Source organism: Bradyrhizobium sp. KZN70725, from assembly GCF_055264925.1.
The window spans coordinates 1-21,233 of record NZ_JBUYWT010000032.1; the positions used below are offsets into that span (position 1 = coordinate 1).

Consider the following 21,233-nt stretch of genomic DNA (forward strand, 5'->3'; position numbering starts at 1 on the left):
TCAAGCACTTTCGCGCTATCGCGACCCGCTACGACAAACTCGCCAGAAACTTTCTCGCCGGCATCCACTTGGCCTCAGCTTTCATCTTGCTCAACTGAGGACAGGCTCTAGCCAATCAGCCGCGCCGCGTGGCGCGGCCGGATTCGACGTCGAAAATCTCTCCTCGCGGGCCGATATCGACGAACGCCGCGGGATCGGCGCCGGTCATCCAGACCTGCGCGCCGAGCTTGGCGAGCTCGTCGAACAGCGCCTTGCGGCGGTTCGGATCGAGATGGGCGACGACCTCGTCGAGCAGCAGCAGCGGCACGATGCCGGTCATCTCCGCGACCATCGTGGCGTGCGCCAGCACCAGCCCGATCAAGAGCGCCTTCTGCTCGCCGGTCGAGGCGTCACGCGCCGGCATGTTCTTCGGCGCGTAGACCACCTGCAGATCGGTCAGATGCGGGCCGTCGAGCGTGCGCCCGGCGGCGGCATCGCGCGGCCGGCTGGCGCGCAGGATCTCGCGGTAGCGGTCCTCCACCGCCGTTGCAGGCTCCTGCAGCAGCGCATTCTCCATCCAGCCGTCGAGCATGATCTCGGCGGAGGGGAAGGCCGAGGCCGCGCCGCGCTCGCGCAGCATCGCGGCGAGCTTGGCGGCGGTCTGGCCGCGTGATGCGGCGACCGCGACCGCAAGCTCGGCGGTCTCGCGCTCGATCGCATCACACCAATGGTCGTCATAGTTGCGCACCTCGAGCAGCCGGTTGCGCGAGCGCAGCGATCGCTCCAGCGCGGAGACGCGGCTGGAATGCTCGGAATCGATCGCCAGCACCAGGCGGTCGAAGAAGCGCCGCCGTTCCGAGGCGGCGCCCATGAACAGGCCGTCCATCGCCGGCGTCAGCCACACGATGCGCAGATGATCGCCGAACGCGGTTGCGGACCCCACCGGTTCGCGGTCGATGCGGCAGCGCCTCGCGCTGCCGGCGTCGCCGGTCGGCGGATCGATACCGGTGCCGAGCGTCGCAAGGCCGAGCGCGCCCTCGACTTCGGCGGAGACCGCCCAGGAGCCGTCGCCCTGGTTGTCGGCGATGTCCTCCAGCGTCGCGCGGCGCAGGCCGCGGCCCGGCGACAGGAACGAGACCGCTTCCATGCAATTGGTCTTGCCGGCGCCGTTCGGCCCCACCAGCACCACCATGTCGCCGGCGACCTGCAGCGTCGCCGTCCGGTAATTGCGGAAATGCGTCAGCGACAGGCGGTGAATGCGGGACGGGGTCATGTTACCTTGTCATTGCCGGGCTTGACCCGGCAATCCATCGTCCGCGTCAGCGGACAATTTCATCATATAAGTCTCTCCAGTCGGGATTGCCGGCAACGATCAGATCGATCTTCCACTCACGCGACCAGTGCTTGATATTCTTCTCGCGCTGAAGTGCGGCGGCAATCGTCTCGTGTGCCTCAAAATAGACGAGCGTCTTGATGCCGTACTTCTTGGTAAAGCCCTCGGCCAGACCTTCGCGATGCTCGTAGACGCGCTGGACCAGATTATTGGTTACACCGACGTAAAGGGTTCCACCGGGCTTGCTGGCGAGGATGTACACCCAATAGGTCATCTCTTGCTCGATGGATGGCCGGGTCAAGCCCGGCCATGACGAGAAGGAGGAATCACACCCGCATCGGCATCAGCACGTAGAGCGCGCCCTTGCTGTCGCGGTCCTGCACAAGGGTCGGCGAGCCGGGATCGGCGAGCTTCAGCACTGCGACCTCACCCTCGATCTGGGCGGCGATGTCGAGTAGATAGCGCGAGTTGAAGCCGATATCGAGCGCGTCGGAGGCGTACTCGACCTCGAGCTCCTCGGTGGCGCTGCCGGAATCCGGGTTGGTGACCGAGAGCACCAGCTTGCCCGGGGACAGTGCGAGCTTCACCGCGCGGCCGCGTTCGCTGGAAATCGTCGAGACGCGGTCGACGGCGGCCTCGAAATCCTTCTTGTCGACGACGAGTTCCTTATCGTTGTTCTGCGGAATGACGCGGCCGTAGTCCGGGAAGGTGCCGTCGATCAGCTTCGAGGTCAGCACCACATTGCCGAGCGTAAAGCGGATCTTGCCGTCCGACAGCTCGATCGAGATCTCGGCGTCGTCGCCCTCGATCAGCCGCTGCACCTCGCCGACCGTCTTGCGCGGGACGATCACGCCGGGCATGCCGGTTGCGCCCTTGGGCAGCGCGAGGTCGATCTGCGCCAGCCGGTGACCGTCGGTCGCAACGCCGCGCAGGGTCGCCGCCTTGGCGCTGCCGGCCGCGTGCAGATAGATGCCGTTGAGGTAGTAGCGGGTCTCTTCGGTCGAGATCGCGAACTGCGTGCGGTCGATCAGGCGCTTGATGTCGGACGCCGGCAGTGAGAACGAATGCGTCATGTCGCCGGCGGCAAGGCCCGGGAAGTCGCTCTCGGGCAGCGTCTGCAGCGTGAAGCGCGAGCGGCCGGCACGCACGGCCAGCACCGAGCGGTCGCCGTCGGCTTCCAGCACGATCTGCGAGCCGTCGGGCAGCTTGCGGACGATGTCGTAGAACATGTGCGCGGGCACCGTGGTCGATCCGGCGGTTCCGGTCTCGGCGGCCAAGGTCTCCGTCACCTCGAGGTCGAGGTCGGTCGCCTTCAGCGACAATTTGGCGCCCTCGGCGCGGATCAACACGTTGCCGAGGATCGGGATGGTGTTGCGGCGCTCGACCACGCGGTGAACGTGACCCAGCGATTTCAGGAGTTGCGCGCGCTCGACGGTGACCTTCATTGCAATACCCGCCAGATCCCTCAGATGGAAAAGCCGGGCGGCCGTTCAGGGCAGCGCCGCGGCATTGGAAACCCGAAAAGCCGGATCAATACCGGATTTGATCAAACCCACGGGGGGACCGCAAGGTGGCGCGGATGGGCGGCCGGTGCAAGCGATACGGGCGCGAAACGAGCCCCGTTCCCCACGTTTTGGGTCGGAAAAAAGTTTAGCCCTCCCCTTTGGCGAGGGGAGGGCTATGGAACGATTCGGCCGGATGAAGCGGCCCTATTCCTGCAGCTGGCGCTTCAGCGATTCGACTTCCTCCGACAGCGCCGTGTCCTTGGCGACCAGTGCCTCAATCTTGCGCACGGCGTGCAACACCGTGGTGTGGTCGCGGCCGCCGAAGCGCCGGCCGATCTCCGGCAGCGAGCGCAAGGTCAGCGTCTTCGCCAGATACATCGCGACCTGGCGCGGGCGTACCACATTGGCGGTACGGCGGGACGACAGCAAGTCGGAGCGGCTGACATTGTACTGCCGGGCGACCACGCGCTGGATGTCCTCGATCTTGATCCGCTTCGGCTCCTGTGGGCGGATCAGGTCGCGCACCTCGCGCTCGGCCATCTCCAGCGTCACCGGCTGGTTGTTGAGCTTGGAGTGCGCCAGCAGGCGATTGATCGCGCCTTCAAGGTCGCGGCCGTTATGGGTGATGGTGCGCGCCAGATAGTCGAGCACTTCCTCCGGTACATCGAAGCTCGCATGGTGGGCGCGGGCGGCGGCGACGCGCGACTTCAGGATGCCGAGCCGCAGTTCCTCGCCGAGCGAGCCCATCTCGACCACGAGGCCACCGGCGAGCCGCGAGCGCACGCGGTCGTCGAGGCTTTCCAGATCCGACGGCGGACGGTCGGCTGCGATCACAACCTGGCGGCCGGCATCGATCAGCGCGTTCAGCGTGTGGCAGAACTCGGCCTGCGTCGACTTGCCCTGCAGGAACTGCAGATCGTCGATGACCAGCACGTCGATGCCGCGCAGCGCCTCCTTGAAGGCCAGCGCCGTCTGCGTCTTCAGCGCCGCGACGAAGCCGTACATGAACTTCTCGGCGGTGAGATACAGCACCTTGCGCTCGCCGCCGGAATTGCCGGCCCAGGTCACCGCCTGCAGCAGATGCGTCTTGCCGAGGCCGACGCCGGCATGAATGTAGAGCGGGTTGAACATCACGGGATCGCCGCGGCGACCTTCCGCGACCTGGCGGGCCGCCGCATGAGCCAGCGTGTTGGACCTGCCGACGACGAAGCTGGCGAAGGTCAGGCGCGGATCGAGCGGCGAGCCGCCGAGCGCGTCGTGGCTCGCGGACACCGGCGCGGTCGCAACCGAGCGCAGTTCAGGCACGAGCCGGCCGTCAGTGCGCTCGATGCGGCGCACTTCGACGGGCGCAACCGTTTCCTTCACCGGAGCCGTCGCGCGGATTGCCGAGCGCACGGTGAGGTCGATGCGATGCACTTCGGGCATCTCGGCCTGCCAGCAGGAGAGCACGCGTTCGGCATAGTGCGCCTGGATCCAGCTCTTGAGGAACCGGGTCGGAACCGACAGGTGCACGCTCTCGTCGTGCACGCTCTCCAGATCCATCCGAGCGAACCAGCTCGTGTAGACGTCCTCGCCAACGCTCGTCCGCAAACGTCCCTTCACCCGCGACCAGCGATCCTGTTCCGTGTTCGTCATTGCCTTCGTACTTCCAAGTCTGAGAGATAATCGTTGCGAAAGCGCCGTGCAGGTTTCCTGCCGCGGCGCGACCTCTAGCGAGCGCGGTCTGCTCCGGACAAAGCTCTCCCGTGTGGCGTCCATGCGCCACCCGACAGATCAGCTGTTTGGAGAAGATGCGCCCCGCGAGGTCAGCGCGTACTCGACGGACGCTTCGGGTGGGAGCTGACGTCCGAGGGGTTGATTACGGCACCACTGGAAATTTGCGCTTCGGCTGTCGTTGGTTCGACTGCAGTGATGATACCGTAAGCCATATGACCTCCCCCTCCCGCCGCGACGTATCGCGGCAAGTTGTCAGCTTGCTCGTGTCTTCAAATTCGAACTGCTGCTACCGAACACCGAAATGCCCGGCGCTTCGCCGCCGCCGTGTCGTCGTCAACCCGTTCACTCGCTCCGCGTTCCCGCTGCCAAATTCCGACTGACGTCCTGGTCTCTCTTGTTCGATCCCTCAAATTGCCGGGGACACCGCCGGAGAAATTTTGACACAGGTCGACCGTCCTCATATCGCTATGAGCCGTCAATTCAGCTTCGCTTGGAAAGCGTCGCTAACGCACACACCGCCGCCGATTTGTGCGTCCGCCCCTGGGTCTCAAACCGCGCTGATCTGGAGAGCCGTGGGCGTCGCGAACAAGAAATAAATACACCAAGCTGATTTTCTGACAATCCGTGGATTCGACGGGGATCGAGACTCTTCGCGACTGTTGCGGCGTTGCCGATGCTGAGTTGCGAAAGCAAGTTTTTGAATCAGCGCACAGATTCACGCGTGTCACAAACGACGGTGCAATACCAAAAATTTTTCATAGAAAATTTACATTTGGTCTCGCGCCGGTCATTTTTCCAATCGCTGTTCGGCGCTATGTGCATAAGTAATTCGCGAGACGTCATTTTTCTCGATTACTTTTGCAGGGTAACCCCGCTTCGCAAGTTTCGTCCGCGAAATGCTCGCGCGCTATTCCATCTATCTAGCTTAGCGAAGAACAATCTGTGGGCGAGTGCGGCGCGTTAAGCATGTCGAGCCGGTAGAACTACGGACGCGACGAAACATGACACGCAGTTCGTTGCGCGGCAACGCGAAGTGTTCTCGCGCTATGAAACTTCCACGACAAAAGTCGAGACAAAAACAAAAAGCCCGGCGCGAGCCGGGCTTCGTGACAAATGTGTTTTCCAGTCAGCTCTGGTGGCAAGCCGTTACTTCGCGAGCTTGGCGATGCTCTGCGTGAGGCGCGACACCTTACGGCTCGCGAGGTTCTTGTGAATGATGTTGCGCTGTGCTGCCTTCATCAGCTCGGGCTCAGCGCGGCTCATCGCCTTCAGTGCCGCCTCGCGGTCGCCGCTCTTGATCGCTTCCTCGACGGTGCGTACCGCGCCACGCATCTGCGTGCGGCGCGACTTGTTGACGATGGTGCGGCGGGCAATCTTGCGGGTCGCCTTCTTGGCGGAGGTGGTGTTGGCCATGGTTCTCTAACTGTCCTTCGGCGGTGATCGCTCGGTGGTCGGGCTTGCGCGCACCGGCCGGTTCAAATCTCAACTCTGATGTATTTGTCCAAGGTGGTTTTCTTGGGTGTCCTTGAGGCGGCCATGCGAAGAGCGCAAAATGCTGCCTCCGCATGCGACACTGTCCAAAGAACAGCGGCGGCAGGATTGCGCCCGCCGCCATCGGTCGGTCTTATAGATGGCGCGGGCTTAAGCGTCAACGCTTTCGGGACCCCAAAAGGGCCCGAAATCGTCCCTGCGGGGGCCGGATAAGCCGCTGAAGAGGTTGAATTTCCGGGGGGCGCCCGGTAAGGCCTGACGACGCGTGGGCGCGACTGGGAGTTAGGGTGACGCATGATCCGCGGCTTTTTCCGTCTGATCGGCCTTCTGCTGCTGGCCGGCAGCTTCATCTTCATGGTCTATGACGGGGCCCGCTACGTCGCCGACCAGAGCCTGCGGTTCACCCAATTCGGCCAGTTCTGGAACGACATCCACCAGTCGAGCCAGCAGGCATTCCATGCCTGGGTGGATCGCTTCGCGCCCTGGCTCTGGAATGACGTGATCCGCCTGCTTCTGGAGCAGCCGGTATTCGCGGTGCTCGGCATTGCCGGCATCCTGCTGATGATCCTGTTCCGGCCGCGTAAGCCCCTGATCGGCTACGCGCGCGACTGACTTGTCGGCAGCCCTCCTTGGCTGCACCGCCCCGTAACGGGGCTGCCATCATCCGCGTAAGGACATATATAGGTGACAGCCGGCCCGCAGGCCGTTGCCGCGTCGGCCGATGTCCCGCCTGGAGGTGTCCATGTTGTTCATGCGCAAGACCACTGCGTTGCCAAGCGCCGCCGAGGCGTTGCCGGGCCGCGCGCCGCCGATCCCGACCGCGATCACCCATTTCGTCAATGGCAGCAAGTTGCAGCCGCCTTATCCGCAAGGCCTCGAGCAGGCGGTGTTCGGGCTCGGCTGCTTCTGGGGCGCGGAGCGCAAGTTCTGGGAACTCGGCGAGGGGATCTACACCACCGCGGTCGGCTATGCCGGCGGCCACACGCCGAACCCGACCTATGAGGAAGTATGCTCGGGGCGCACCGGCCACACCGAAGTGGTGCTGGTCGTGTTCGACCCGAAGAAGATCTCCTACGAGAGGCTGCTGAAGACGTTCTGGGAGAACCACAACCCGACGCAGGGCATGCGCCAGGGCAACGACATCGGCACGCAATATCGCTCCGCGATCTACACGTTCAGCGACGCGCAGCGCAAAGCCGCCGATGAGTCGCAGGCGATGTATCAGAAGGCGCTTGCCGCCAAGGGCCTCGGCGCCATCACCACCGAGGTCGCGCCAGCCGGTGAATTCTACTTCGCCGAGGACTATCACCAGCAATACCTCGCCAAGAATCCGGCGGGCTATTGCGGGCTCGGCGGCACCGGCGTGTCCTGCCCGATCGGCGTCGGCGTCACCGCCTGATCGTCTTGTTGAGAAAGAGCTCGCTCTGGAAAGCCGGTTTGCGCTCTTCCCGGGCACGGCTCCAAGCCAATGGGAGGCCGGCTGTTCCGGCCTCCCGCTCGATCCTCGAAAACCCTTTGTTAACCATAAGTGGTGCAAGACTGGGCCTGTCTCGCCGTTGAGGGATAGGTCCGGTGCCGGTTGCACGCGCGTTACGATTGCCGATCACTGCCGTTGTGGCTGCGCTCGCGCTGTCTGGTTGCATGAGCACGTCCGGTCCCGTCGCCGTCGGCCCGCAAGGCGTCGATGCCGTCACCTACGGCCCGGCCTACGCACCCGCTCCGGTTGCCGATGCAGGCGGCGGCGGTGCGATCAGCGCATTGCGTTCCGCCTTCGCCAGCACGTCCCCTGGTTATGGCTATGCCGCACCGGCCGCCGCCCCGGTCGTCTATGCCGCCGCCTCCCCGGGTGGACCCCCCGCCGGTTACGACAACGGCTATCACCTTGGCCCCGGCGACAAGCTTCGCGTGGTGGTCTACGGCCAGGAAGGCCTGACCAATTCCTATGCGATCGACGCCGCGGGCGCGATCACCATGCCGCTGATCGGCTCGGTGCCGGCGCGCGGCCGCACGCCGGCCGGGCTTGCCGGCGAAATCTCGGCACGGCTGCGCAACGGCTATATCCGCGAGCCTTCGGTGGCGGTCGAGATCGAGTCCTATCGTCCGTTCTTCATCCTCGGCGAAGTCCAGGCCCCCGGCCAATATCCCTACGTGCCGAACATGACGGTCGAGAGCGCGGTCGCGATTGCCGGCGGCTTCTCGCCGCGTGCCCGCCGCGACAGCGTGACGCTGACCCACACCGATGCGTCCGGCTCCGGGCGCTTTGTGGTGCCGCTGGGCACGCCGATGAGCCCGGGCGATACGGTATTCGTCGGCGAGCGCTGGTTCTGAAGAAGGATAGTGTCCTTCTTCATTCCGGGATGGTGCGTTAGCACCAGACCCGGAACCTCGAGATTCCCCGATGCGCAATTGCGCATCTGTGGTTCGATACTGCGCATCGCCCCGGAATGACGCTTGCAGCGTCACTTCTTCAGATGCTTTGCGAAAAACTCCATGCTGCGCGGCCAGGCGATGTCGGCGCTTGCCTTGTCGTAGCTGGCGCGCTCGTCGCAATGGAAGCCGTGCTGCGCGCCGGGATAGATGAAGACCTCGACCTCGGGCCGCTTCGACTTGATGGTCTCGACATCGCCCAAGGGAATGCCGGCATCCTTCTCGCCAAAATGCAGCTGCGTCGGTACCGCCGGCTTGTCGTCGGCGAAGCGCACGACGGCGCCGCCGTAATAGCCGACCGCGGCTGACAGCCCGGCCAGCTTGGTGGCGGCAGCATAGGCGACGCTGCCGCCGAGGCAGAAGCCGATGATGCCGACCGGACCGGCCGGCTTCGCCGCGTCGATCGCCGCCTGGCTGTCGCGCAGCATCGCGGCCCAGTCCGGATTGGCGACGAACTTCCGCGCCTCGGCGATCTCGTCGGGGGAATAGCCGCTCTGGAAGTTCGGCGTGATGCGGTCGAAGATCGAAGGTGCAACCGCGACATAGCCTTCCTTCGCCAGCCGGTCGCAGACCGAGCGGATGTGGTGATTGACGCCAAAAATCTCCTGGATCACGACGACCGCGCCCTTCGGCGCGCCGGCAGGATCGGCGCGGTAGGCGCCGAGTTCAAATCCGTCCGAAGCTTTGAGTTTGATGTCTTGTCCCATGGTCCATCCTTGTCAGTTTGGGGGGTGCATGAAGCTCTCGATGATGAGGCGCGATGACATCGTCGTCGCGCTTTGGCTCTTCGTTTGAACATGGCCGTTTCGGAAAACCGCTTCGCACTTTTCCGGACCATGCTCTAGCGCCACATCCAGTTCTCGCCCCAGTCGGCCTTCCAGCCGGTCAGCCGGTGTTTGCGGAATTGCAGGAAGAGGCGGTCGTGGTGCGGAAACAGCCCGCTGCCGCCGAGGTCGCGGAAGGTCAGGAAGATCTCGTTGCCGGGCCGTCCGCTGACATAGGTGAAAGGCGTGCCGAGCGCGCGCTGCGCGTCCGCAACGCCCATGCCGAACACCAGCGGCGTGGTGTTCGACAACGTCGCAGTGAAAGTGGACGGGGCTGTGACGAACGGCAGCTTCTGCGCGCTCGCCCCTGTCGTCGCCGCAGTCAGCAACAAGGCAACGGCGATTGTCTTCATGGCGCGGGCTTTCCCGGCGCGCCGGCTTCAAGGCCATCCAGGAACGGCAGCACCGCGGCGATGAAGGCCTGCGGCTGGTCGATGTTGACGGCATGGCCGGCGTTCGGAATCACCGCCTTCCGCGCCCCGGGGATTTTTGCCGCCATGTAGTCGGACGCCGCCAGGAACGGCGTGTCGTCGGCGCCGACCACAACCAGTGCTGGCACCTGGATCCCGGGCAGCGATTCGATCACCCGTGCATCGCGCTGTGCCAGCATGCCGCGCGCGGCGAGCGCGAGGCCCCTGGCGTTGCGATGGGTGACCGACGCGCGCTCGGCGCTCAACGATCTAAGCACCTCGAGCCCTTCGCGGTCGAAGCGGTCGCCGGTCTCGCGGGCGCGCTTGTTCCAGACCTCACGGGCGTCGTCCTTCTTGAAGCCCGGACCGGTGTCGATGATCAGCAGCGCCCGCACCCGCTCCGGATGGGCGCGATGAAAGGCGAGCGACATGTAGCCGCCGAGCGACAGCCCGCCGACGATCGCCTTGTCGGCGCCGGCGGCGTCGAGCAGAGCGGCGATGTCGCCGACCGTCAGCGCTTCGCTATAGGCATCGGAATCGTCGGGATAGTCGGACTGGCCGTGCCCGCGCATGTCCCACAGGATCAGCTTGTGCCGTTGCGACAGCGCCTCGATCTGGCCCTGCCACATCGCCGAGGTCGAGGAATAGCCGTGGGTCAGGATCAGCGGCGGGCCATTGCCGTGAACCTCGTAGTAGATCTCGACGCCGTTGCGGTTGAGCTTGGCCATTGACGGGCTCCTTGTGTTTTTCTCGGTGTTTCTCTTGCCGCTGTCATCGGACGGCGTTGCCGGTGCTTGCTGCCGACGCTTTGAGCAAGCGCCTGGCGATTAGACACGAACGCTGGCATTCCAAAAAGCGTCATGCCGTTGCCGCATCGCACAACAGGCATCTTCGGAAATTTATTCTTTTCGAGCAATTCCAAATTGGATTGCCTCCAGCCGGGAACCGGATCATTGTTTCGGCAACTGTCGCTTACCCGGTGGGCGCCGGCCAAGACCCAACAGTGAGTTGCCGCCGTAAGCGGCTTCCTACACCGGAAGGGGAGAGAGATGCCAAATCTCAATATCAACGGACGGAATATGTCCGTCGAGGCGGCCAATGACACGCCGCTGCTTTGGGTCATCCGCGAGCAATTGCAGATGACGGGCACCAAATTCGGTTGCGGCGCCGGTCTGTGTGGCGCCTGCACGGTTCACGTCAACGGCGAAGCGGTGCGGTCCTGCCAGACCTCGGTCGCCGACGCCGTCGGCAAGAAGATCACTACCATCGAAGGCCTCTCCGCCAAGGGCGATCATCCCTTGCAGAAGGCCTGGGTCGCCGAGCAGGTGCCGCAATGCGGCTACTGCCAGTCCGGCCAGATCATGCAGGCGGCGGCACTGCTGTCGAAGAACACCAACCCGACCAAGGAAGAAGTGGTCGCGCATATGGACGGCAACCTCTGCCGTTGCATGACCTATTCACGAATCCAGAAGGCGATCATGCGCGCTGCGTCCGACATGCGCACCGCATCGGCCACCGGATCCGAGCGGAGGGCCACATGAACAAGCACGTGAAAAACCTCGCGCCAGAGACGACCGATCTCAGCCGCCGTTCCTTCCTGGTCGGCACCGCTGCAACCGGCCTCGTGCTCGGCTACGCCGGGTCCGGCATCGATCAGGCGCTCGCGGCACCCGCGCCCGCCAACTTCGAGCCGAGCGTCTGGTATTCGATCGCGCCCGACGGTCTCGTCACCGTGACCTGCGGCAAGGCCGACATGGGCCAGCACGTCGCCTCGACCATGGCGCAGATCGTGGCCGAAGAGCTCGGCGCGAACTGGAAGGACATGCGGGTTCAACTCGCCTCCAACGATCCGAAGTTCAACGATCCCGTGCTGGGCGCGCAGATCACCGGCGGCAGCTGGTCGACGATGATGAACTTCGACGCGATGAGCCGCGCCGGCGCAGCCGGCCGCATTGCATTGACCGAGGCGGCGGCGGCCTCCATGGGCGTGCCGGCCGGCGAGCTGGTGGTACGTGACTCCAGGATCAGCCATGCGAAGTCGAAGAAGTCGATGTCGTTCGCCGAAGTGGTGAAGAGCGGCAAGGCGACCAAGACCTTCACGGCGGATGATCTGAAGGCGATCAAGCTCAAGACGCCCGACCAGTACACGATGATCGGCGTCTCGGTGCCGCAACTCGACATCCCGTCGAAGACCAACGGCACGGCCAAGTACGGCATCGACGTGATGGTGCCGGGCATGGTCTACGGCGCGCTGGTTACCCCACCGGTGCGTTACGGCGCCACCGTGAAGTCGGTCGACGATAGCGCGGCCAAGAAGCTGCCCGGCTTCATCAAGGCCGTCACCCTCGACGACAAGACCACAACCACGACCGGCTGGGTCGTCGCGGTCGCCAACACCTATGCGCAGGCGAAGAAGGCCGCGGCGGCGCTGAAGATCAGCTATGACGGCGGTCCGAACGCGAAGCTGTCGAGCGAATCGCTGCTCGCCGAGGCCAAGCGGCTTCAGGGACTGGACGATTCCGGCCAGTTCTTCGTCAAGGACGGTGATCCCAAGGCGGCCTTCGGATCGGCGGCCAAGGTGCTGGAGGCGGAATACACCACCAACATCAACATCCACGCGCCGATGGAGCCGATGAACGCCACCGCGGAGTTCAAGGGCGACATCCTGCACATCTATTCCGGCAACCAGTTCGCGACGCGCTCCGGCGCGATTGCGGCCGGCGCCGCCGGGATCGATCCGAAGTTCGTGGTGATGCACCAGATGTGGCTGGGCGGCGGTTTCGGCCGGCGTCTCGACGCCGACATGATGGTGCCCGCGGTGCAGGCGGCGAAGGCCGTCGGCAAGCCGGTCAAGGTCATCTACACGCGCGAAAACGACATGACGATGGATTTCTCGCGTCCGCTGACCTACCAGAAGGTGAAGGCCGGCATGGACGGCGACGGCAAGATCGTCGCGATGAGCCACGACGTGGTCTCGGCCTGGCCGACCGCGCGTTGGGGAATCCCCGATTTCCTCACACCGTCGGTCGACAAGAAGGGTCCGCTCGACTCCTTCACCGTGAACGGAGCGGACTTCTTCTACACCGTGCCCAACCACTATGTGCGGGCGATCAAGAACGAGATGGCGCACAACGCCACCCCGTCTGGTCAGCTCCGCTCGGTGGCGCCGGGCTGGACGTTCTGGGCGGTCGAAAGCATGATCGACGAGATTGCGCATGCGACCGGCAAGGACCCGGCGCAGCTGCGCATCTCGTTGCTCGACGGCAAGGGCAAGAATGACGGCGGCGCGCAGCGTCTCCGCAACACCTTGCTTGCTGCGATGGGCCTTGCCGGCTACGGCACCAAGCAGCTGCCCAAGGGCGAAGGCATGGGGGTGGCCTGCGTGTCGTCGCAGGAGCGCGCCACGGCGAGCTGGACCGCCTGCGTCGCCCATGTCGCGGTCGCCCCGTCGGGCGAGGTGACGGTGAAGAAGCTGACGGTTGCGACCGACGTTGGTACGCAGGTGAATCCCGACGGCATCCGCGCCCAGGTCGAGGGCGCGGCGCTGTGGGGCATGTCGCTGGCGCTGTTCGAGAAGGCGACGTTGAAGGACGGCGGCATCGAGCAGACCAACTTCGACAGCTACACGCCGCTTCGGATGAGCCAGCTGCCGGAAGTCGCGGTCAACGTCATCGCCAATGGCGAGAAGGCGACCGGCGTCGGCGAGCCCGCGGTGACGGTGGTGGCGCCGGCGATCGGCAACGCCGTCTTCAACGCGGTCGGTGCCCGCGTTCGCGGCCTGCCGATCACCGCGGAAGCCGTCAAGGCTGCGATGAAGGCGTAACGGCCTGAACGAACAAGAACGCCGGAGAGCACGAGCTCTCCGGCGTTTTTCTTTGCTCCGCGCGTCGGCCGGGCAGTGACGGCATCAACTTCGACGCCGCAGAAATTCATGATTCACCGCCGATCTGCGCAACTGCATCGATTTCCGGCCGGCCTGATTTTGCTGGCGGATTCGGCGATCCCTCAAATTGTATCCATTGCGCTTAAGCGCCGTTCAGCATCCCCATTAAGCCGGAGGGAACGCATCGTCAGGTAGCGTCCGGCGTCGGTCGTTACCGCGACGGGGATGCCATGACTGCCTTAGCCAACAACCAGACTTCGAAGCGCCGCCTCCTGCTGGCGTCAGATCGAAGCGATCAGAGCAATGAGCTCGCCAACATCCTGCGCTCGGTGGGCGAGGTCGATACCGTTCCGACCTCTGACATTCCCGAGCAGCCGGCCCGCGATCTCTCCGGCATCGTCGTCGACATCAATCTGCGCTCGCCCGAAGCCGTGCAACTCGTCCGCGCCAAGCTGCAGGCCGACGCCTATCGCGAGATGCCGCGGCTGTTCGTGCTGGCGGACGCCTTGCATCACGCCTCGATGCAGGCCTGGGCGCTCGGCGCCACCGACACGATCTCGCGGCCGTTCGATGCGCGCGGCATCCTGCAGCGCATCCGCGCCGCATTCCCCGACGACAGCGGCTATGACGAGACCGATCGCGGCAAGGCGCTCAACCGCGGCGTCGAAGCCGCGCACGGCGTGATGGTCAAGATGTTCGAGCGGATGCGCGCCGGGGAGCCGCTCAAGTTCGAGGACATCGTCGCCGCCGAGAATAAGATCCTCAAGGCGATCAAGCACAACTCGCTGCGCGAATGGCTGACCACGGTCGGCTGCCATCACCAGGAGACCTATCGCCATTGCCTGTTCGTGACCGGTTTTGCGGTTGCGTTCGCGCAGCACCTCGGCATGCGTGAGGACGATCAGCGCCGGCTCGCCCGCGCCGCGCTGCTGCACGACGTCGGCAAGGCCTTCGTCCCGGTCGCGCTGCTCGACAAGCCCGGCGCCTTGACGGTGGAGGAAATGGCCGAGATGCGCGAGCATCCGCGCCGCGGCTACGAGGCGCTGTCCGCGCAGGGCGGCTTCCCGCCGGAAATGCTCGACGTGATCCTGCATCACCACGAATTCCTCGACGGCACCGGCTATCCGAACGGCCTCAGCGGCAACCAAATCAGCGACATCGTCCGCGTCACCACGATCGTCGACGTCTATGCCGCTTTGGTCGAGAAGCGCGCCTACCGGCTGCAGTTCACCCACGCCAAGGCGTTCTCCATGATGGAGGAGATGGGCGGCAAGCTCGACCAGCAATTGCTGCAGGCGTTCCGCCCGGTGGCGTTCGGGCACTATTGAGTCCTCAACCCCGTCATTGCTACGTCGCTTCGTCGTCGCAATGCCGGCTGAGGCGACGGCTCTAGCCAATCAACGCAAGTCGTGCTCCTTACCTCCGCCTAGATTCCGGTGATCATCGGCAAGACCGATGCTCCGACGGGTGAGGACGATCATGGATACGGCAACGACCGGGGATTTCGACATCCCCGCCGACGTCGCGGCAACCCTCGTCGATCCCGTCGCCTATGCGGACGACCGCATCCACGACAGCTATCGCTGGCTGCGCGCCAACAACCCGCTCGGCATCGCGCGGCCCGAGAAGTTCGACCCGTTCTGGGTGGTGACCAAGCACGCGCATATCCAGGCGATCAGCCGGCAGAACGAGCTGTTCCACAACGCCGATCGGCCGACCACCCTGACGACGCAGGCGCTCGAGGAGCGCGTTCGCAAGATCACCGGCGGGCCCAATTTGGTGCGCTCGCTGGTGCAGATGGACGCGCCAGACCACCCGAAATATCGCGCGCTGACGCAAGGCTGGTTCATGCCGGCCAATCTCGGCAAGTTCGAGGCCCGCGTCCGCGAGATCGCGCGCGCCACGGTGCAACGCATGCTCGCGAGGGGCGGCGCCTGCGACTTCGTCGAGGATGTCGCGCTCGGCTATCCGCTGCACGTCATCATGGAGATCCTCGGCGTGCCCGAGGCGGACGAGCCGCGCATGCTCAAGCTGACCCAGGAACTGTTCGGGCCGCAGGATCCCGACACCGCGCGCGTCCGCGACGCGCTGAGCGCGGAGCAGGTCTCCGCGATGTTGCAGGCGATCATCGCCGACTTCTCCGCCTACTTCCGCAAGATCACCGAGGATCGCCGCCAGCACCCGCGCGACGATCTCGCCACCGTCATCGCCAACGCGAAGATCGGCGGCGAGTACATGCCGGAGCACGATCAGACCAGCTATTACATGATCGTCGCGACGGCGGGCCACGACACCACCTCATCCTCGACCGCCGGCGCGATCTGGGCGCTGGCCAGGGACCCCGCGGAATTCGCCAAGGTGAAGGCCAATCCGGACCTGATTCCGGGCCTGGTCGACGAGTCGATCCGCTGGATGACGCCGGTCAAGCATTTCATGCGCTCGGCCACCGCGGATACCGAGCTCGGCGGCCGCAAGATCGCCAAGGGCGACTGGCTGATGCTGTGCTACGCCTCGGGCAATCGCGACGAGGAGGTGTTCGAGGACCCCGATCGCTTCCGCAGCGACCGCAAGCCCAACCGCCATGTCGCGTTCGGCTATGGCGCGCATCTCTGTCTCGGTCAGTACCTCGCCAAGCTCGAGATGCGCATCCTGTTCGAGGAGCTGCTTCCCCACCTGAAGTCGCTGTCGCTCGACGGCGAGGTGAAGATGACCCAAGCCTATTTCGTCAATGGCCCGAAGAAGCTGCCGATCCGGTTCGAGGTGAATTGAGTACTTGTCATTCCGGGATGGTCCGAAGGACCAGGCCCGGAATCTCGAGATTCCGGGTTCGATGCTAACGCATCGCCCCGGAATGACGCGATCAAGTCCGCCTCACTCCAGCATCTTCCTGAGCTCCGCCTTCGCGACCTTCTCCAGCGTCGAGCGCGGCATCTCCTCGACAAAGCGGATTTCGCGCGGCAGCTTGAAGTCGGCGAGGCCTGCACGGCAAGCGGCCATGACGTTGTCGTGGAGGTCGACGGGCAGCTTGGCGACGCCAGCCTGCGGGATGATGAAGACGACCGGGACCTCGTCCAGCATCGGATGCTTCTTCGCCACCACGGCGGCTTCGCGTACGCCCGGCACCACCGCGATCACCTGTTCGATCTCGGAGGCCGCGACATTCTCGCCGCCGACCTTCAGCATGTCCTTGGAGCGGTCGCCGAACTTGATGTAGCCGCGCTCCAGCATCGTGACGCGGTCGCCGGTGATGAAATAGCCGTGCTCGTCGAAGCTCTCGCGCGTGGCCTTTTCGTTGTGCAGATATTCGGCGAACAGCGACAGGCCGGGGATTCCCTTGATCAGGAGGTTGCCGGTCTCGCCGACCCCGGTCGGCGCGCCGTCGTCATTGACGATGCGGATTTCGTATTCGGGAGCGGCGCGGCCGATCGACATCGGCGTGTTGGGCTGATCGACCTCGCCGATGATGCCGTGGGTGATGGTCTCCGTCATGCCCCACCAGCCGATGATCTTGATGCCGAACACGCTGAACGCCGGCGGCTCGTTCACGGCGGTGCCCCAGAGCCGGAACCTGTGATCCTTCGGCACCTCGTGCTCCAGTAGCGCCTTCATGCAGAACGGGATCGTCGAGGTCCAGGTCGAGCCATGCTCGATCGCCACCGGCCAGAAGCGGCTCGCCGAGAAGCGCGGCTGGATCACGCAGGTGCCCCCGACCCACAGGCTCGCCAGCATCGAATAGGCCAGCGCGTTGGTGTGAAACAGCGGCAGATAGGTCTGGTGCACGTCAAAGGCGTGCAGGTCCTGATGCGCGGCGTTGATCTTGGCGCCCCACAGCGCGTTAGCGTGGGTCCACAGCACCGCCTTCGGCCGCGACGTGGTGCCGGAGGTATATTGCACGCTGCAGGGGGCGAGCGGATCGGTCGGGCGACGCGGCCGGTCGGCGCTGTCGGCAAACAGCGCGTCGAAGCTGTCGCCGCGCGCAAGCGACTGTGCCGGCGCTTGCCCGGCGTCGTGCGAGGTCACCGCGATCCAGCGCAGGCTCCTGCAGTTGGCGGCGATCAGTTCTGCATAGGCCGGCTGCGTGATCGCGGCGACCGCGCCGCAATGGCCGGCAAAATATTCGATCTCGGCGGCGGCGGAACGGGTGTTGGTGGTGACCGCGATGGCGCCGAGTTCGACGCAGGCGAACCACGACATGATCGCCTCGACGCAATTGTCGAGATGGATCAGGACGTAGTCGCCTTGCCGGATGCCGCGCTTCGCAAGGCCCGCAGCCAGCGCGCCGACCCGCTCATGGAATTCGCCGTAGCTCCAGCGCCGTGCCGGCGTGTCGAACGGCGCCCAGATCAGGAATGGATGGTCGCGGCGCACCTCGGCGCGCATCCGCAGCAGCCATGGTACGTCGAGCCCCGCAAACGGTCCCACGATGCCTGGTGCTGGATTCGAGTTGGCCATATGTCCTCCCGCGCAGCCTTGTCGGCCGCCCTTGGTCTTGGTTGGGAGCAGTTCTGCCATCGGCGTGCGCCGAGAGCAAATCGGGATTTGCAAAGCGGTTTTGCGCTGAAGCAATCTGTTCCGCCGCACGGAAGAGATCAATTTATTCGCAGCATCCGTTATCGGGCGCGCCTTCGCACGCCGCGCCGGCTCGCAAGGACGAACGAAAGCTAGGTCGCGTTCTTCTCGTACGACGAGATCTCGATCAGGCTGCCGTCGGGGTCGCGGCAATAGACCGAGCGCAGCGTGCCGCGCGCGCCCTGCTTCGCCACCGGGCCTTCCTCGATCCTGACGCCATTGGCCTTCAGATGTGCGACCACTTCCTCGGGCGTGCTCGAAGTGAGGAAGCAGAGATCGTCGCTGCCGGCCGCCTCGTGATCGGCGGTGAACCAGTCCACCTTGTCGGCATCGCGCGGCCGCACATTGATCTTCTGGTTGCCGAACACCAGCGAGGTGCGCGGTGTCTTGCCCTTGCCGGGGTCGAACACCTTCACCTCCATGCCGAGGATCCTGCTGTACCAGGCAACCGAGCGCACGACATCGGTGACGTTGATCACGAGATGGTCGAGCCCATTCACCTTGACGGACATGATCGATCCTCTTCGGTCCAGAGTGCTTTCGAGCGATGTGGTCGCCGGTTCTGGTGCGATCAGAGCCGAAGCTTAGTCTTTCGTCGCGGTCGGCGGCGCACGTGTCGCACTGGTCGCTTCAGGCATTGTTTGTTAAAACCGCGCCGCACGCAACGCAACAGAAACGGGCAGGGCGCCAAACCCTGCTAGATTGGGAGAAACTTCATGATTTCACGCCGTACCGCGCTGGGCCTGATCGGGTCGGGGATTTCGACATTCGCGATCGGCCGCGCTTCCGCTGCCGACTATCCGGCGCGGCCGGTGCGCTGGATCGTGGGTTATCCGCCGGGCGGCGCCACCGACATCATCGCGCGCCTGGTCGGGCAGCGGCTGTCGGAGAGGCTCGGGCAGCAATTCGTGATCGAGAACAAGCCGGGCGCCGGCAACAATATCGGCACCGAGGCGGCGATCAATGCCGAGCCGGACGGCTACACCGTGCTGCTGGTCAATCCGGCCAATTACATCAACGCCTCGCTTTACGCCAATCTGAAGTTCAACTTCGTGCGCGACGTCGCGCCGGTTGCTTCCTTCAATCGCGTGCCGAACGTGATGACCGTCAACAAGGACGTACCGGCCAAGACCGTCGCCGAGTTCATCGAATATGTGAAGGCCAATCCCGGCAAGGTGAACATGGCCTCTTCCGGCAACGGCACCTCGGTGCATCTCTCCGGCGAGATGTTCATGGCGATGACCGGCTGCAAGATGCAGCATGTGCCGTATCGCGGCGCCGCGCCCGCGATCACCGACATGCTCGGCGGCCAGGTGCAGGTGATCTTCGACAACATGCCCTCGATCATCCAGCACATCCGCTCCGGCGCGCTGCGCGCGCTGGCTGTGACGTCAACGGAGCGATCCTCGCAACTGCCCGATGTTCCGTCGGTTGCCGAAACCGTAAAGGGCTACGAGGCGAGTGCGCTGTTCGGCATGGGCGCGCCGAAGAACATGCCGAAGGAAGTTATCGCCAGGCTCAACACCGAGATCAACGCCGTGCTCGCCGAACCCGACATGAAGAAGCGCCTGGTCGAGCTCGGCGGCGATCCGCTGATCCAGACGCCGGAAGCCTTCGGCAACGACATCAAGGCCGAGACCGACAAGTGGAAGAAGGTGGTCGAGTTTGCCGGCCTCAAGGTCGAGTAGGCCTCGCAAGAGGCGCGATGCTGGATCGCGCGGGACAAACGTGGCCCGCGTGGTACAGCCGGTCCCTGGCCGAAGCCGGTTTCGTCGGCCTTGACGCGGAATAAAATGACCTTCAGGAACCTTATCAAAGATGCCGCACCTGGCTAACTGCGGCGTCCGAGGAGCCGGATCATGCGCGCATCGGGATTGGCAATGCTTGTTCTGGGAACGATGACGCTCGCAGGCGCGGCGAGTATCACGCCCGCTTCCGCCGATCCTTATGACTACCCATGGTGCGCGCAGGGCCCGAGCCTGGGTTATCCCGGCGAATGCGCTTACCGGACCTACCAGCAATGCCTCGCGAGCGTGTCCGGCCGCTATCTCTATTGCGGCGAGAATCCGCGCTTCCTGTTCAGCGAACCGCCGCCGCCACTACTGGGCCGCTATCAGCGTCGGCACCGGACCGTTTATCCCGACTAGCGTTGCGGCATCACCGCAAGGCAGTCTGTCGCCACTGTTCCTGACGTTCGTCCCTCGCGTCGGGTCCATGCTGACGTGATCGTGAAGCCGCGCACTTGACGTCACGCCGTTTGCGCCTATACTAAACCAAATGGTTAAGTATCAGGATGAGACGCTGGACCGCACCTTTGCGGCGCTTTCCGATCCCACCCGTCGCGCGCTGCTGGCGCGGCTCGGCGACCAGGAAAGCCTGTCGGTGAGCGAGCTGGCGCAGCCATTCGCGATGTCGCTGCCGGCGATCATGAAGCATCTCGACGTGCTCACCGATGCGGGTCTCGTCGCGCGCGAAAAGACCGGCCGCACGGTGGCGTGCCGGCTCACCGCACGGCCGATGGAGCAGGCGATGAACTGGCTCAATCGCTATGCGCAATTCTGGTCCGACAATCTCGACCGCCTTGCAGCCTTTGTGGAGGAAGAACCATGGCAAACCAATCCGCAGTCGCCGCCGACGCCGGCCTCGCCGCGCGCCCAAGCCTCACCCTCACGCGGCGCCTCCGCGCGCGGCCGGAAAAAGTCTACGCCGCGTGGACCGAGCCGGAAAATCTAGCGCAGTGGTTCGGACCGGGTGGGGTCAAGCCGGCCACGACGCGTGCGGAGCTCGATGTCCGCGTCGGCGGACGCTATCGCATCGGATTCATCGGCACCAACGGCGAATATCACGAGGTCGGCGGCGTCTATCGTGAGGTGGTGCCGAACGAGAAGCTGGTGTTCAGCTGGGCCTGGCATTCGACGCCCGAACGCGAATCCGAGGTAACGATATCGATCAAGCCCGATGCCGGCGGTACGTTGCTCACCTTCCATCACGCGCAGTTCGTCGATGAGACCGCCCGCGACAACCACCAGCGCGGCTGGACCGCATTCCTCGGCAATCTGGAAAGCTTCGTCGACGCCTGACCTGCAAAGGAGCATC

20 protein-coding genes and 2 pseudogenes are annotated in these 21,233 nt (G+C 64.5%); 12 read left to right on the forward strand and 10 right to left on the reverse strand.

All coding sequences use genetic code 11. The annotated features are described in order from the left end of the window. Positions 1-98, forward strand: a pseudogene (locus ACZBJS_RS26425) (IS5/IS1182 family transposase); the annotation flags it as partial. A 17-nt stretch (positions 99-115) separates the two neighbouring features. On the opposite strand, the gene recF reads toward ACZBJS_RS26425, so the two are convergent. The 5 genes from recF to rpsT all read right to left on the reverse strand — a co-directional run bounded on the left by recF (position 116) and on the right by rpsT (position 5,946). Continuing rightward, the gene (recF, locus tag ACZBJS_RS26430) at positions 116-1,252 is read right to left on the reverse strand and encodes a DNA replication/repair protein RecF (protein WP_463439463.1); all 1,137 of its coding nucleotides are present in this window, start codon (positions 1,250-1,252) and stop codon (positions 116-118) included. 46 nt (positions 1,253-1,298) lie between these two features. Beyond that, positions 1,299-1,586 (reverse strand): GIY-YIG nuclease family protein, encoded by a 288-nt coding sequence (locus ACZBJS_RS26435; protein ID WP_057015332.1) that lies wholly within the window; start codon positions 1,584-1,586, stop codon positions 1,299-1,301. A 52-nt stretch (positions 1,587-1,638) separates the two neighbouring features. Beyond that, positions 1,639-2,757 (reverse strand): DNA polymerase III subunit beta, encoded by a 1,119-nt coding sequence (gene dnaN, locus ACZBJS_RS26440; RefSeq protein WP_176534718.1) that lies wholly within the window; start codon positions 2,755-2,757, stop codon positions 1,639-1,641. Positions 2,758-3,021: 264 nt separating this feature from the next. Further along, positions 3,022-4,452 (reverse strand): chromosomal replication initiator protein DnaA, encoded by a 1,431-nt coding sequence (dnaA, locus tag ACZBJS_RS26445; RefSeq protein WP_057015334.1) that lies wholly within the window; start codon positions 4,450-4,452, stop codon positions 3,022-3,024. A 1,227-nt stretch (positions 4,453-5,679) separates the two neighbouring features. Further along, on the reverse strand, positions 5,680-5,946 hold the full coding sequence (rpsT, locus tag ACZBJS_RS26450; RefSeq protein WP_057015335.1) for a 30S ribosomal protein S20: 267 nt from the start codon (positions 5,944-5,946) through the stop codon (positions 5,680-5,682). A 372-nt stretch (positions 5,947-6,318) separates the two neighbouring features. On the opposite strand from rpsT, the gene ACZBJS_RS26455 reads away from it, so the two are divergent. From ACZBJS_RS26455 to ACZBJS_RS26465, 3 genes are all read left to right on the forward strand, one after another. After that, positions 6,319-6,636, forward strand: a complete 318-nt coding sequence (locus ACZBJS_RS26455; protein ID WP_016842666.1) for a hypothetical protein — start codon at positions 6,319-6,321, stop codon at positions 6,634-6,636. A gap of 130 nt (positions 6,637-6,766) precedes the next feature. Continuing rightward, positions 6,767-7,423, forward strand: coding sequence for a peptide-methionine (S)-S-oxide reductase MsrA (msrA, locus tag ACZBJS_RS26460; RefSeq protein WP_316395115.1), 657 nt, complete (start codon positions 6,767-6,769; stop codon positions 7,421-7,423). A 173-nt stretch (positions 7,424-7,596) separates the two neighbouring features. Beyond that, positions 7,597-8,352 carry a polysaccharide biosynthesis/export family protein gene (locus tag ACZBJS_RS26465; RefSeq protein ID WP_168856621.1) on the forward strand — a complete coding sequence of 252 codons (756 nt, stop codon included), beginning with the start codon at positions 7,597-7,599 and terminating at the stop codon, positions 8,350-8,352. 131 nt (positions 8,353-8,483) lie between these two features. On the opposite strand, the gene ACZBJS_RS26470 is transcribed toward ACZBJS_RS26465, so the two are convergent. The 3 genes from ACZBJS_RS26470 to ACZBJS_RS26480 all read right to left on the reverse strand — a co-directional run bounded on the left by ACZBJS_RS26470 (position 8,484) and on the right by ACZBJS_RS26480 (position 10,413). Beyond that, a complete protein-coding gene (locus ACZBJS_RS26470) occupies positions 8,484-9,158 on the reverse strand; it encodes a dienelactone hydrolase family protein (RefSeq protein ID WP_057015338.1) in 675 nt (224 codons plus the stop codon). A gap of 134 nt (positions 9,159-9,292) precedes the next feature. Further along, positions 9,293-9,628, reverse strand: a complete 336-nt coding sequence (locus ACZBJS_RS26475; protein ID WP_057015339.1) for a hypothetical protein — start codon at positions 9,626-9,628, stop codon at positions 9,293-9,295. After that, positions 9,625-10,413 carry an alpha/beta fold hydrolase gene (locus ACZBJS_RS26480; RefSeq protein WP_057015340.1) on the reverse strand — a complete coding sequence of 263 codons (789 nt, stop codon included), beginning with the start codon at positions 10,411-10,413 and terminating at the stop codon, positions 9,625-9,627. The genes ACZBJS_RS26475 and ACZBJS_RS26480 overlap by 4 nt, the downstream gene beginning before the upstream one ends. Positions 10,414-10,734: 321 nt before the next feature. On the opposite strand from ACZBJS_RS26480, the gene ACZBJS_RS26485 reads away from it, so the two are divergent. From ACZBJS_RS26485 to ACZBJS_RS26500, 4 genes are all read left to right on the forward strand, one after another. Beyond that, positions 10,735-11,226, forward strand: a complete 492-nt coding sequence (locus tag ACZBJS_RS26485; RefSeq protein ID WP_026192016.1) for a (2Fe-2S)-binding protein — start codon at positions 10,735-10,737, stop codon at positions 11,224-11,226. Further along, a complete protein-coding gene (locus tag ACZBJS_RS26490; RefSeq protein ID WP_168856618.1) occupies positions 11,223-13,508 on the forward strand; it encodes a xanthine dehydrogenase family protein molybdopterin-binding subunit in 2,286 nt (761 codons plus the stop codon). The genes ACZBJS_RS26485 and ACZBJS_RS26490 overlap by 4 nt, the downstream gene beginning before the upstream one ends. Positions 13,509-13,798: 290 nt before the next feature. Beyond that, entirely contained in the window at positions 13,799-14,896 is a 1,098-nt protein-coding gene (locus ACZBJS_RS26495) for an HD-GYP domain-containing protein (RefSeq protein WP_076824550.1), read from the forward strand. Between the two features lie 151 nt (positions 14,897-15,047). Continuing rightward, positions 15,048-16,337, forward strand: a complete 1,290-nt coding sequence (locus ACZBJS_RS26500; RefSeq protein WP_463439464.1) for a cytochrome P450 — start codon at positions 15,048-15,050, stop codon at positions 16,335-16,337. Positions 16,338-16,439: 102 nt separating this feature from the next. Here the strand turns inward: ACZBJS_RS26500 and ACZBJS_RS26505 are convergent, their stop codons facing one another. Next, the gene (locus tag ACZBJS_RS26505; protein ID WP_316395127.1) at positions 16,440-18,020 is read right to left on the reverse strand and encodes an AMP-binding protein; all 1,581 of its coding nucleotides are present in this window, start codon (positions 18,018-18,020) and stop codon (positions 16,440-16,442) included. Between the two features lie 209 nt (positions 18,021-18,229). Then, positions 18,230-18,649 carry a VOC family protein gene (locus ACZBJS_RS26510; RefSeq protein WP_057015344.1) on the reverse strand — a complete coding sequence of 140 codons (420 nt, stop codon included), beginning with the start codon at positions 18,647-18,649 and terminating at the stop codon, positions 18,230-18,232. A 204-nt stretch (positions 18,650-18,853) separates the two neighbouring features. Here ACZBJS_RS26510 and ACZBJS_RS26515 point away from each other — a divergent pair, with 204 nt between their 5' ends. From ACZBJS_RS26515 to ACZBJS_RS26530, 4 genes and pseudogenes are all read left to right on the forward strand, one after another. Further along, entirely contained in the window at positions 18,854-19,825 is a 972-nt protein-coding gene (locus ACZBJS_RS26515; RefSeq protein ID WP_057015345.1) for a Bug family tripartite tricarboxylate transporter substrate binding protein, read from the forward strand. Between the two features lie 171 nt (positions 19,826-19,996). Beyond that, positions 19,997-20,284 (forward strand): DUF3551 domain-containing protein, encoded by a 288-nt coding sequence (locus ACZBJS_RS26520; RefSeq protein ID WP_463439465.1) that lies wholly within the window; start codon positions 19,997-19,999, stop codon positions 20,282-20,284. Positions 20,285-20,414: 130 nt separating this feature from the next. Beyond that, positions 20,415-20,870 carry an ArsR/SmtB family transcription factor gene (locus ACZBJS_RS26525; protein ID WP_225162100.1) on the forward strand — a complete coding sequence of 152 codons (456 nt, stop codon included), beginning with the start codon at positions 20,415-20,417 and terminating at the stop codon, positions 20,868-20,870. Next, positions 20,855-21,217, forward strand: a pseudogene (locus ACZBJS_RS26530) (SRPBCC family protein); the annotation flags it as partial. The gene ACZBJS_RS26525 and the pseudogene ACZBJS_RS26530, both read left to right, overlap by 16 nt. Positions 21,218-21,233 lie beyond the last annotated feature (16 nt).